At 74.8% G+C, this 11,810-nt stretch carries 9 protein-coding genes and 1 pseudogene; 8 read left to right on the top strand and 2 right to left on the bottom strand.

Annotation, left to right across the window (positions count from 1 at the left end):
* Nucleotides 1-15 precede the first annotated feature (15 nt).
* From ACIQFX_RS26930 to ACIQFX_RS26905, 6 genes are all read left to right on the top strand, one after another.
* Nucleotides 16-1,269, top strand: coding sequence for a DUF4910 domain-containing protein (locus ACIQFX_RS26930; RefSeq protein WP_402468790.1), 1,254 nt, complete (start codon nucleotides 16-18; stop codon nucleotides 1,267-1,269).
* Between the two features lie 5 nt (nucleotides 1,270-1,274).
* On the top strand, nucleotides 1,275-2,585 hold the full coding sequence (locus ACIQFX_RS26925; protein ID WP_402468299.1) for a hypothetical protein: 1,311 nt from the start codon (nucleotides 1,275-1,277) through the stop codon (nucleotides 2,583-2,585).
* Nucleotides 2,582-3,529: a glycosyltransferase family 2 protein gene (locus ACIQFX_RS26920; RefSeq protein ID WP_402468297.1), complete on the top strand. Its 948-nt coding sequence runs from the start codon at nucleotides 2,582-2,584 to the stop codon at nucleotides 3,527-3,529. The genes ACIQFX_RS26925 and ACIQFX_RS26920 overlap by 4 nt, the downstream gene beginning before the upstream one ends.
* Entirely contained in the window at nucleotides 3,526-4,758 is a 1,233-nt protein-coding gene (locus ACIQFX_RS26915) for a polysaccharide pyruvyl transferase family protein (RefSeq protein WP_402468294.1), read from the top strand. The genes ACIQFX_RS26920 and ACIQFX_RS26915 overlap by 4 nt, the downstream gene beginning before the upstream one ends.
* Nucleotides 4,755-5,306 carry a dTDP-4-dehydrorhamnose 3,5-epimerase gene (rfbC, locus tag ACIQFX_RS26910; protein WP_402468291.1) on the top strand — a complete coding sequence of 184 codons (552 nt, stop codon included), beginning with the start codon at nucleotides 4,755-4,757 and terminating at the stop codon, nucleotides 5,304-5,306. The genes ACIQFX_RS26915 and rfbC overlap by 4 nt, the downstream gene beginning before the upstream one ends.
* 82 nt (nucleotides 5,307-5,388) lie before the next feature.
* Nucleotides 5,389-6,714 (top strand): glutamate-1-semialdehyde 2,1-aminomutase, encoded by a 1,326-nt coding sequence (locus ACIQFX_RS26905; protein WP_402468788.1) that lies wholly within the window; start codon nucleotides 5,389-5,391, stop codon nucleotides 6,712-6,714.
* Between the two features lie 12 nt (nucleotides 6,715-6,726).
* On the opposite strand, the gene ACIQFX_RS26900 is transcribed toward ACIQFX_RS26905, so the two are convergent.
* The gene (locus tag ACIQFX_RS26900; protein ID WP_402468288.1) at nucleotides 6,727-7,386 is read right to left on the bottom strand and encodes a phosphatase PAP2 family protein; all 660 of its coding nucleotides are present in this window, start codon (nucleotides 7,384-7,386) and stop codon (nucleotides 6,727-6,729) included.
* Nucleotides 7,383-8,003, bottom strand: coding sequence for a TetR/AcrR family transcriptional regulator (locus ACIQFX_RS26895; RefSeq protein WP_402468285.1), 621 nt, complete (start codon nucleotides 8,001-8,003; stop codon nucleotides 7,383-7,385). The genes ACIQFX_RS26900 and ACIQFX_RS26895 overlap by 4 nt, the downstream gene beginning before the upstream one ends.
* A gap of 100 nt (nucleotides 8,004-8,103) precedes the next feature.
* Between ACIQFX_RS26895 and ACIQFX_RS26890 the strand changes: the two genes are divergently transcribed.
* Together ACIQFX_RS26890 and ACIQFX_RS26885 are read left to right on the top strand one after the other, a co-directional pair.
* Nucleotides 8,104-11,064, top strand: a complete 2,961-nt coding sequence (locus ACIQFX_RS26890; RefSeq protein WP_402468283.1) for an AAA family ATPase — start codon at nucleotides 8,104-8,106, stop codon at nucleotides 11,062-11,064.
* A 145-nt stretch (nucleotides 11,065-11,209) separates the two neighbouring features.
* Nucleotides 11,210-11,761, top strand: a pseudogene (locus ACIQFX_RS26885) (NAD-dependent epimerase/dehydratase family protein); the annotation flags it as partial.
* Nucleotides 11,762-11,810 lie beyond the last annotated feature (49 nt).

Raw genomic sequence — 11,810 nt, 5'->3', positions numbered from 1 at the left:
GAGCTCGGCGAACAGATGCACCGGCTGGTGGAGCGGCTCCACCCGCTGTGCCGGAGCATCACCGGCGACGGGGTGCGCGCCACCCTGGAGATCGTCGACGAGTACGTCCCGCTGCGGGTGCACGAGGTGCCGACCGGAACCCGGGTGCTCGACTGGACGGTGCCGCAGGAGTGGAACATCCGCGACGCGTACGTCGCGGACTCCACCGGCAACCGGGTCGTCGACTTCGCCGCGTCCAGCCTGCACGTGCTCGGCTACAGCGTGCCGGTGTCGGCGACCATGCCGCTCGCCGAGCTGCGCGAACACCTGCACACGCTGCCCGACCAGCCGTCCTGGGTGCCGTACCGCACCAGCTACTACAAGCCGGACTGGGGGTTCTGCCTGGCCCAGGACACCCTGGACGCGCTGCCGGACGGCGACTACGAGGTGTGCGTCGACTCCACGCTCGCCGACGGCCACCTCACCTACGCCGAGCACGTGGTCCCGGGGCGGGTCACCGACGAGGTGATCGTGTCCTGCCACATCTGCCACCCGGCGCTGGCCAACGACAACATGGCCGGCGTGGCGGTGGCGGTGTTCCTGGCCCGGGCGCTGGCGGAGACGACGCCGTACTACACGTACCGCTTCGTCTTCGCGCCCGGCACCATCGGGGCGATCACCTGGCTGGCCCGGAACGCGGAGCGGATCGAGCAGGTCAAGCACGGTCTCGTGCTGGCCTGCGCGGGCGACCCGGGCGATCTGACGTACAAGCAGAGCAGGCGCGGGGACGCGGAGATCGACCGGGTGATGCGGTACGTGCTCGCCGCTTCCGAACGCCCGCACACCGTCAACGAGTTCACGCCGTACGGCTACGACGAGCGGCAGTACTGCTCGCCCGGTTTCGATCTCGGCGTGGGCTCGCTCAGCCGGACCCCGTACGCGGGCTACCCCGAGTACCACACCTCGGCGGACAACCCGGACTTCGTCTCCCCGGAGGCGCTGGCGGACACGCTCGCCGTCTGCCGCGAGGCGTTCGGCGTCCTCGACCGCAACCGGCGGTACGTCAACCTCAGCCCTTACGGCGAACCGCAGTTGGGACGGCGCGGCTTGTACGACGCGCTGGGTGGCCGCAGCGACACCAAGCAGGCCCAGATGGCCATGCTCTGGGTGCTCAGCCTCTCCGACGGCGAGCACGGTCTGCTCGACGTCGCCGAGCGGTCCGGGCTGCCGTTCGACACCGTCGCCGCCGCGGCCGACGCCCTGCACGGCGCCGGACTGATCAAGGCATGAGGAGGATGACCACCGAGGGGAAGCGGACGGCGGGACCGGAGGCCCCGGCCGAACCGGCCGGGCGGTCCGCCAAGCGGGCCATGGTCGGCCGACTGTCCTGGGGGCTCGCCGACCAGGCGGCGTCGAGCATGACCAACTTCGCGGTGGGCATCTACGTGGCCCGCTCGCTGGGGCCGGCCGCGTTCGGCGCGTTCAGCCTGGCGTGGGTGACCTACGGCGTGGTGCTCAACGTCTCCCGCGGGCTCGCCACCGACCCGCTCATGGTGCGCTTCAGCGGCGTGTCGGTGGCGTCCTGGCGCGGGGCGGCGGCCCGCGCGTCGGGGACCGCGCTGGGCGTCGGCGCCGTCCTCGGCGCGGTGTGCGCCGTGGCCGGCCTGCTCGTCGGCGGCGGTGTGGGGTCCGCGTTCGCCGTCCTCGGCGTCGTGCTGCCCGCGCTGCTGCTGCAGGACGCCTGGCGGTTCGCCTTCTTCGCCGCCGGCACCGGGCGGAAGGCGTTCGTCAACGACGTCGTGTGGGGCGTCGCGCTCGTCCCGGCCCTGGTGGTGGCGGCCCACGTGGGCAGCGTGGCCGCCTTCGTGCTCGCCTGGGGCGCGTCCGCCGCCGTGGCCGCGGTCCACGGCTGCTTCCAGTCCGGCATCCGGCCCCGGGTCACGGAAGCGCGCGGCTGGCTCCGCGAGCAGCGCGACCTCGGCTACCGGTACCTCGTCGAGAACGTCGGCCTCAGCGGCGCGAGCCAGCTGCGGGCGTACGGGCTCGGCGCGATCGTCGGGGTCGGCGCGGTGGGCACGGTCCGGGGCGCCGAGCTGCTCCTCGGGCCGTTCCTCGCCGTGCTCATGGGCCTGTCGCTGGTCACCGTCGCGGAGGCGGCACGGGTCCTGCGGCGGGCCCCCGACCGGCTCAGCAGGTTCTGCCTCCTCCTCGGCGGCGGGCAGGCCGCCGCCGCCCTGCTCTGGGGCGCGGCGCTGCTGCTCGTGCCGGAACGGCTCGGCGAGCTCGTGCTCGGCGGGGTCTGGCACTCCGCCGCGGAGCTCATCGTGCCGGCCACCCTCGGCGTCGCCGGCGCCAGCCTCGGCACCGGCGCGGCGTCCGGGCTGCGCGCGCTCGGCGCGGCCCGGCGCAGTCTGCGCTGCCAGATGTTCGCCTCCGCCTGCTACGTCGGCGGCGGGCTCGGCGGGGCCGTCGTCGCCGGCACGGTCGGCTCGGCCTGGGGCGTCGCCGCCGCGACCTTCGGCAGCTCGGCCGTGTGGTGGCTGCAGCTGCGCGCCGCCCTGCGGGAGCACCACCAAGAACCGAACCCCGAAGTGAGGACGTCATGACAACCCATCCCCGGTTGAGCATCGGCCTGCCCGTGTACAACGGCGAGGAGTACCTCGCCGAGTCGTTCGACGCCCTGCTCGGCCAGACCTACGAGGACTTCGAGCTGGTCGTCTCCGACAACGCCTCGACCGACGGGACCCAGGAGATCTGCCGCAAGTACGCGGCGCTCGACTCGCGCATCCGGTACATCCGGCTGCCCCGGAACATCGGCGCCGCACCGAACCACAACTACGTGTTCACCCAGTGCGGCGGCGAGCTGTTCAAGTGGGCCTCGCACGACGACCTGTACGCCCGTGACCTGCTGCGCCGCTGCGTGGAGGCGCTGGACGAGCGGCCGGAGGTGATCCTCGCCCACGCCGACCAGGCGGTCATCGACGAGGACGGCCGGGTGAAGGTCCCGTACGAGTACGGGCTCGCCACCGCCTCCCCGCACGCGCCGGAGCGGTTCCGCAGCATGCTGTTCGAGCCCGGCGGCGACGACTTCTACGGGGTGATGCGGGCCGACGTGCTGCGCCGGGTGCGGCCGCACGACAGCTACCACCACGCGGACCGCACGTTCGTCGCCGAGATCGGCCTCAACGGGCCCTTCCACCAGGTGCCGGAACTGCTGTACTTCCGCCGCGACCACCCCACCCGCGCCGAGCGGGCCAACCCCTCCAAGCGCTCCCGCTGCGTCAATCTCGACCCCCGGCGGGCGGGAGCGCTGCACCCGACGCCCCGGCTCCTCGCCGAGTACGTCCTGGGCTTCGTCTCGGCGATCCGGCGGGCTCCGCTGTCCGCCGCCGACCGGCGCGCCTGCTACGGCCACCTGGCCGCCTGGATGACCAGCCGGGCCCGGCCGGGCGCCGGCGAGCGCGTCGAGGACCGCGCCCCGGTCGACCCGAACCGGTTCGCCGTCTCCGTCGACGACCTCGTCGCCGGCCGCGAAGGGAAGCGGACGTGACGCACGCGCGCGAATCCCCCTTACACATAGGCCTGTTCGGACTGCTCGGCTCGGGCAACCTCGGCAACGACGGATCGCTGGAGGCCATCCTCGGATACCTCGCCGCCGAGCACCCCGACGCGGTCGTGGACGCGCTGTGCGGCGGCCCCGAGGCCGTCACCGCCCGGTACGGGATCCCCGCGACACGGCTGCACTGGAACCGCGGGGAGTACCGGACGGCGTCGCGCGCCGGCGCGATCGTGTCGAAGGGCCTGGGCAAGCTCGTCGACGTCGCCCGCACCGCCGCCTGGGTCCGCCGGCACGACGTGGTGATCGTCCCCGGCATGGGCGTCCTGGAGGCCACGCTGCCGCTGCGGCCCTGGGGCTTCCCGTACTCCCTGTTCCTCCTCTGCGCGGCCGGCCGGCTGTCCGGCACCCGGGTCGCGCTGGTCGGCGTCGGCGCCGGCCCGATCGGCGACCGGGCGACCCGGGCCCTGGTCCGCTGGTCGGCGCGGCTCGCCGCCTACCGGTCGTACCGCGACACCCCGTCCCGCGACGCGATGCGCGCGATGGGCGTCGACACGGTGCGCGACGAGGTCCATCCTGACCTCGCGTTCGCCCTGCCGACGCCGGCGTCCCCCGGTCCGTCGGGAGCGGTCTGCGTCGGCGTCATGGACTTCCACGGCGGCAACGACGACCGGGCCAGGGCCGAGGAGATCCACCGGCGCTACGTCGACGGCACCACCCGCTTCGTCCGCGCGCTGGTCGAGGAAGGCCGGCCGGTCCGGCTCCTGACCGGCGACGCGCACGACGCGACGGTGGTCGATTCGATCCTCGCCGCGGTGGACTCACCGCTGGTCACCGCGTCCGACGCGGCCTCGCTGACCGGCCTGATGAAGGAGGCGGCGGCCGCCGACGCCGTCGTCGCGACCCGGTACCACAACCTGGTCTGCGCGCTGAAGGCCGGCACGCCGACCCTCGCCGTCAGCTACGCGTCGAAGAGCGACACGCTCATGGCCGAGATGGGCCTGGACGCGTACTGCCACCCGGCACGCGAGGTCGACGCCGACCGCCTGCTCGAACAGTTCCGCACGCTGGAGAAGCACTCGGCCGAGCTGCGGCAGACCCTCGCCGAGCGGAACCGGGACGCCGACCGTCGACTCGACCGCTTCTTCACCACCCTGACGACCGCCCTGTTCCCGGCGGCCGCCCCCACCCACCACGTCCCCACCTCGCGGAAGGCTCCATGAAAGCGACCGAAGTCCAGGCCATCGCCGGCGCGTACCTCTTCGAGCCGACCCCGTACGCCGACGAACGCGGCTTCTTCTGCCGCACCTTCGACGCCGACGTGGTCCGCTCGGTGGGCCTCGACCCGGACGCCTTCGTCCAGGACAGCCTGTCCCGCTCCGTCCGGGGCGTCCTCCGCGGCCTCCACCTGCGCTCCGGCGCCGGCGAGGCCAAGCTGGTGCGCTGCTCGTACGGGAAGATCTTCGACGTCGTCGTGGACCTGCGCCCGGACTCGCCGACGTACCTGAACCAGGCCCACTTCGAGCTGTCCGACGACACCCAGGCGACCCTCTACATCCCGGCGGGCTGCGCCCACGGCTTCCAGGCGCTCACCGGGACCACGGACGTCTCGTACCGCATCGACCGCCCGCACGACCCGTCCGAGGACGTGACCATCGCCTTCGACGACCCCGAACTCGCCATCCCCTGGCCGCTGCCCCCCACGTCGGTCTCCCAGCGGGACCGCGAGGCCCCGAGCCTCGCCGACGTCCTCAAGCGGAACGGGAGTTGAGGCAGGCGTGCACACCGAAGGCAGCACGGCCGACGCGGCCACCGCGAACGGCACGGACACGGCACCGAGCGAAGGCACCGAAGTGACGACCGAAGAACTCCCCCTCCCCCGGTCGCGGAGGGCCAACGAGCGGCTCCACACCCTGATCCCCGGAGGCGCGCACACCTACGCCAAGGGCGACGACCAGTACCCCGAGCACCTGGCCCCCGTCATCAGCCACGGCCGGGGCGCCCACGTGTGGGACGTCGACGGCAACCGCTACGTCGAGTACGGCTCCGGCCTGCGGTCCGTCAGCCTCGGCCACGCCCACCCGCGCGTGACCGAGGCGGTGCGCCGGGAACTCGACCGCGGCGCCAACTTCGTCCGGCCCTCCATCCTGGAGGTCGAGGCGGCCGAACGCTTCCTGGCCACGGTGCCCACCGCCGAGATGGTGAAGTTCGCGAAGAACGGCTCCGACGCCACCACCGCCGCGGTCCGCCTCGCCCGCGCCGCCACCGGCCGCAACCGCGTCGCCCTCTGCGCCGACCACCCGTTCTTCTCCACCGACGACTGGTTCATCGGCACCACCCCGATGTCCGCCGGCATCCCGTCCGCGACCGACGGCCTCACCGTGACCTTCCCGTACGGGGACCTGGCCGCCACGGAGGAGCTCCTCGACCGGCACCCGGGCGAGATCGCCTGCCTCATCCTCGAACCGGCCACCCACACCGAGCCCCCGGCCGGCTACCTGGCCGGCCTCCGCGAGCTGGCCGACCGCCACGGCTGCGTCCTCGTCTTCGACGAGATGATCACCGGCTTCCGCTGGTCCGAGGCCGGCGCCCAGGGCCTCTACGGCGTCACCCCCGACCTCTCCACCTTCGGCAAGGCCCTGGGCAACGGCTTCGCCGTCTCCGCCCTCGCGGGCCGCCGCGAGCTCATGGAGCTGGGCGGCCTCCGGGCCTCCGCCGACCGGGTCTTCCTGCTGTCGACCACGCACGGCGCGGAGACCCACTCCCTCGCCGCCGCCATGGCCGTCCAGGCCACCTACACCGAGGAGGGCGTCACCGCCCGTCTCCACGCCCTCGGCACCCGCCTGGCCGCCGGTGTCCGCGAGGCCGCCGCCGCGGCGGGCGTCGCCGACCACCTCGTCGTCCGCGGCCGCCCCAGCAACCTGGTCTTCGCCACCCTCGACGACCTCGGGCAGCCCTCGCAGGAATACCGCACGCTCTTCCTCCGCCAGTTGCTGAACGGCGGCGTCCTGGCGCCTTCGTTCGTCGTCAGCAGCGCCCTCACCGACACCGACATCGACCGCACCGTCGACGTCGTCGCCCAGGCCTGCGCCGTCTACCGCAAGGCCCTCGACGCCGGCGACCCCGCCCCGTGGCTCGCCGGACGGCCGGTCAAGCCCGTCTTCCGCCGCCGGGCCTGACCCGCGCCGTCGTCAACTCCGCGCGCCCCGACCGGCGTCCGCCGCCCGGTGGACCAGCCGGGCGGTCACCGGCACCACCGCCATCGCGGTGCACCAGCCGCCCACCACGTCGGTCGGGTAGTGCGCGCCCGTGACGACCTGCGCCCATCCCATGACACCGCCGGCGACCAGCCCCGCGGCGACCGCGAGCGCCGTGCCCGCCGCCCTTCCCAGGCCGAGCCGGCCGGTCGCCACGAGCACCACCGCGAGGGCGAACGCGGTGAGGAAGGCGGTGTGCCCGCTCGGGAACGACAGGTTCTCGGGGCCGTGGATCGTCCTCCCCACCACGGACTTGAGCAGCCTCGCCACCGCCACGGACGCCCCGACGGCGGCCACGACGAGCACGGCCGCACGGGGCCGCCGCACCAGCAGACAGCCCGCGGCCGTCCCCGCCACCAGCAGCGCCGCCCCCACCGGCTCCCCCAGGAGGTCCACGGCGTCGGCGACGTCCCACCACGGCTGCCCCGTCTCGCCCAGGGCCGCCCAGACCCGCACGTCCGCCTCCGTCGGCCCGCTGTCGCCCGCGAACACGATCCCGAGCACGGCGAGCACCAGCGCGGCGAGGCCCGCGGCCACGCCGAGCCGGTCGCGCACCGCCGCGCGCGCCTCCGCACCCGCCGTCCGGCCGGTCACCCGCACACCTCCCCCGGTCGACGGGTCCGCGCCCGACTGCCGTACGCGGCCATGAACATGTCCAGCAGCCCGTCGATCGCGGTCTCGTCGACCGGACGGTCCGTCAGGAGGTGGCGGTAGTACAGGCTCCCGCACAGCACCTCCGCCGCGAGCGCGAGATCCACGTCCGCGCGCAGCTCCCCCGTGTCCTGGGCGCGGGTGATCCGCTGCAAGGTGCTCCGCTCGACACCGCGCAGGAACCGCTCGTCCAGCGTCGCCCGCGCCGCGGGGTCGGACTGTGCCTCGGCGATGACGGCCCGGTAGACCGGACCGATCGGCGGCCGGACCAGCGCGGCGACGGACCGCACGAACTGCTCGCGCAGGTCGGCGTGCACGTCGCCGGTGTCGCGGTAGTCGAGGTCGGCGGCCCACACCCGGTGGAGCGCGTCCAGGAGCAGGGCCGCCTTGGTCGGCCAGCGCCGGTAGACGGTGTGCTTCCCGACCTCGGCCCGCCGGGCGATGGCCTCGATGCTGAGACCGGCGTACCCGACCTCGCCGGCCAGGTCGAGCGTCACCTGGAGCAGGGCTTCGGTGCGCACGGCGCCCCGGCGCCGGGGCTCCGACGATTCGTTCGGCATGCGCGGGATCCTAGCGGCACGGTCCATGCCGTTGACAGTGCGCGGCACGGCGACCATGATCAGCACGCAGCGTGCCGTTCTGGGGGGAGGGGAAGCGCCGATGACCGACGCGATCCGGGCAGGCGCCGTCGACCGGAAGACCACCGCCCTCAGCGGCCGGAACCACGAACAGGCCTACCTCGACGGGCTCTTGGCGGACACCCGGAGCGGCCGCGGCGGAGCCGTGATGATCCTCGGCGAGGCCGGTTCGGGCAAGACGGCACTCCTCGACCGGTGCGCCTCGACGACCGCCGGAGAGGCCCGGCTGCTGCGGTGCACCGGCGTCCAGTCCGAGGCGGCACTCCCGTACGCCGGCCTCCAGGTGCTCCTCCGGGGCGCCCTGGACCGGGCCACCAATCTGCCGGACCGTCAGTTACGCGCCCTGCACGGGGTGATCGCGGCGGACGACGCCCCCACCGGGGACCGCTTCCAGGTCGGGGCCGCGACCCTCGGCCTGCTCGACGACCTGGCCGAGGAACGCCCGGTCGTGGTCCTCGTCGACGACGCCCACTGGCTCGACCTGGAGACCGTGGACGCGCTGCTGTTCACGGCCCGCCGCCTCGGCATGGGGCGGGTGGCCGTGGTGTTCGCCGCACGGGACGACGCGGCGGCCCGCGAGGGCGCGCCGGGCCTCCCGGTGCTGCACCTCGGCCCGCTGGGCGACACGGAGGCCGCGGCGCTGCTCGCCGCCCGCGCACCCGACCTGCACGCCGCCGTCAGCAGCCGGATCATCGGGCTCGCACAGGGCAATCCGCTCGCCCTGGTCGAGCTCGCGGGGGCCCTGACGGCGGCCCAACGGGACGGGAGCGAGCCGCTGGACGCCCGGGAGATCGCCGTCCTGCCGGCCTCCTGGCGGGTGCGGCGGATCTTCGACGAGCGGATCCGCGCCCTGCCCGCGCCGACCCGCCTGCTCCTCACCGTCGCCGCGGCCGACGACACCGGCGACGTGGCGCTCGTCCTGGCAGCCGGCGAACGGATCGGCGCGACCGCCGGAGACCTCGGCCCGGCCGAAGCCGCGGACCTCGTACGGGTGTCAGGGCGCCGCCTCGTCTTCCGGCACCCGCTCGTACGGGCCGCCGCCTACCAGGGCGCGGTGCTGGCCGAGCGGACGGCCGCCCATCGCGCGCTCGCCGAAGCCGCGCCCCCCGGCGGCGACATGGGCCGCCGGGCCTGGCACCTGGCCGCGGCGACCGTCGGCTACGACGAGGAGGTCGCCGCCGAACTGGCGGGCAGCGCCGAGCTGTTCCGCTCCCGGGGCGGCCGCGCCGCCGTCGCCGCCGCCTACCGGCGGGCCGCACGACTGACCGAGGACCAGGAAGCCAGGTCCCTGCGACTCGCCGCCGCCTCCACCGCCGCGGCCGAGGCCGGCCAGGCCGAACTCGCCGGAACGCTCGCCGACGAGGCGGGCCCGGTCAGCAGCCCCCCGGCCGTCGCCCGGCTCGCCAGCGTCCGCGCCGCACTCGAACACCGCCAGGGCCGCGCCGAATCGGCCCGCCTGCTGCTCGTCGAAGCGACGTCCGAGGTCACGGCAGACCGTCCCGCCATGGGCGCATGGCTCCTCTTCGAGTCGGCCGCCATGGCCTGGGACGCCCCCGACCCGGTCGCGGCGGCCCACGACACCCGGGCCCGGATGGCCGGCCTGGACTTCGGCGGCCACCCCGTGCACCGGGGCGCCGCCGGCGTCCTCGACGCCCTGACGGGCGACCCGGCACGCGGAGCCCCCGCCGTCCGGGAGTTCGCCGCCCACGTCGTCCGCACCCGGCACGAACGCGGCCTCATCGACCACGTACGCCTGCACGGCTGGGACATGATCCTCGGCGAGTACCGCACGGTCCACGACGAAGCCGTCGCCCTCGAACTCGAATGCCGCACGGAGGGCGCCGTCGGCGTCCTCCCCCGCGTACTCCTCCGCCTCGCCCGCCTCCGCCTCTTCCTCGGCCGCCACCGCGACGCGTACACCACGGCCGTCGAAGGCCTCGAAATCGCCTGCGACACCGGCCAGCACCACCTCGCCACCATGCTCAGCGGCGTCCTCGCGGTACTGGCGGCCCTCGACGGGGAGGAACCGGGGGACGCGGTGGCGCCGGGGGGTGCCGACGGGGCGGGTGCGCCGGGCGGGGCCGACGGGCCGGGTCACGGGCTCCAGCCGGGTCACGGGGGCCAGCCGGGTGACGGGGTCCAGCCGGGTGACGCCCCGGAGCGGGCAGCAGGGCCGGAACGGAACCGGGCAGGACGGCCGGACCGGCACCCGGCCCCGTACCCCGGCATCCCACGGACCCCGTACCCCGGCGTCCCGCCGATCCCGATCTGGCTGACCAGGGCGCAGGGCCTGCTCGACCTCGGACTCGGCCGCTACGAACGCGCCCTCCAGCGCTTCGCCGTCCTGACCGGCGGGCCGCACCGCCACCTCATGGTCTCCGTGCACAGCCTGCCCGACCAGGTCGAGGCCGCCGTACGGATCGACCGCGCCGCCGAAGCCGGTCCGGCCGCCGAGCGCTTCACGCTCTGGGCCGAGGCCACCGGAACCGCGTGGGCGGAGGCGGTGGAACTCCGCTGCCGCGCCCTGCTCGCCCCCGACGACACGGAGGCGGAGGAACTCTACGAGCGGGCCCTCGCCGCCCACGAGGGGGACGGCCGCCCGTTCGAGGAGGCCCGCACCCGGCTGCTGTACGGGGAGTGGCTGCGCCGCGCGAAACGCCGGGCCGCCGCCCGGGACGCCCTGACCACGGCGCTGGAGTCCTTCGAGCGCATGCCGGCGGCCGCCTGGGCCGACCGGGCGCGCACGGAGCTGCGGGCCGTCGGTGCCGCCCCGGCGACCCCGTCGCCGAACGCGGACCTCGTGACCCGCCTGACCGCGCAGGAACTGCGGGTGGTCCGGCTCGCGGCGACGGGCCTCAGCAACCGTGACATCGGCGCCCGCCTGTTCCTGAGCCCCCGCACGGTCGGCTACCACCTGTCCAACGCCTACCCGAAGCTCGGCGTGACGTCCCGGGCCGCACTGGGAGCACTGGACCTGACCTGACTCCACGGGCCCGGCCGCACACCCCTCCCCGGCGTCCCACCAGCACCCAGGTACGGCACCCAGGTCATTCGACGGATCCGCCACCCCACCCCCCGTTCGTACGGTTCCCCTGTCCGAGGAACACCTGAACCGAACGGGAGGACTCATGAAGGTCCTGGTACTGGGTGCCACCGGCTACATCGGCTCCGCCGCGGTGTCACGCCTGACCCTGGAGGGCCACGCCGTGGTGCCCCTGGTGAAGAACGCGGCCTCGCTGCACCCGGACGTACCGGTGCGGGTCGGCGACCTGACGGACCCGGCGTCCCTGAGCGCCGCGGTGACCGACGACGTGGACGCGGTGGTGAACCTGGCCACGCCGACCGGCGACGAGGCGGTGGACACCGCGGCCCTCGACGCGCTGCTCGCGCCGCTGCGCGGCACGGGCCGGGCGTTCGTCTACACCAGCGGCGTGTGGGTGCTCGGCGCCACCGGCGACACCCCGGCGACCGAGGACACCGACACCGACCCGATCGCGATCGTCGGCTACCGGCCGAGGATCGAACAGCGGGTCCTGGCCGCCGCCGGGGACGACGTACGGTCCGTGGTCGTACGCCCCGGCATCGCGTACGGCCGGGACGGCGGCATCCCCGGCCTGATGACCGGCTGGGCCCGGGAGCACGGCACGGGCCGCTACGTGGGCCCCGTCTCGACCCGCTGGCCGATGGTCCACGTCGACGACCTCGCCGAGCTGTACGCCCTCGCCCTGA

It is taken from the genome of Streptomyces sp. NPDC093089 (assembly GCF_044754405.1).
Lineage (GTDB): Bacteria > Actinomycetota > Actinomycetes > Streptomycetales > Streptomycetaceae > Streptomyces.
Note: the sequence above shows the minus strand (reverse complement) of the source record. Positions and strands in the feature narration are given on the sequence as shown.

What these genes read in the sequence shown, in the direction of transcription:
- ACIQFX_RS26930 (WP_402468790.1), top strand. Translation starts at nt 16, where the DNA reads ATGCACCGGCTGGTGGAGCGGCTCCACCCGCTGTGCCGGAGCATCACC.
- ACIQFX_RS26925 (WP_402468299.1), top strand. Translation starts at nt 1,275, where the DNA reads ATGACCACCGAGGGGAAGCGGACGGCGGGACCGGAGGCCCCGGCCGAA.
- ACIQFX_RS26920 (WP_402468297.1), top strand. Translation starts at nt 2,582, where the DNA reads ATGACAACCCATCCCCGGTTGAGCATCGGCCTGCCCGTGTACAACGGC.
- rfbC (WP_402468291.1), top strand. Translation starts at nt 4,755, where the DNA reads ATGAAAGCGACCGAAGTCCAGGCCATCGCCGGCGCGTACCTCTTCGAG.
- ACIQFX_RS26895 (WP_402468285.1), bottom strand. Translation starts at nt 8,003, where the DNA reads ATGCCGAACGAATCGTCGGAGCCCCGGCGCCGGGGCGCCGTGCGCACC.
- ACIQFX_RS26890 (WP_402468283.1), top strand. Translation starts at nt 8,104, where the DNA reads ATGACCGACGCGATCCGGGCAGGCGCCGTCGACCGGAAGACCACCGCC.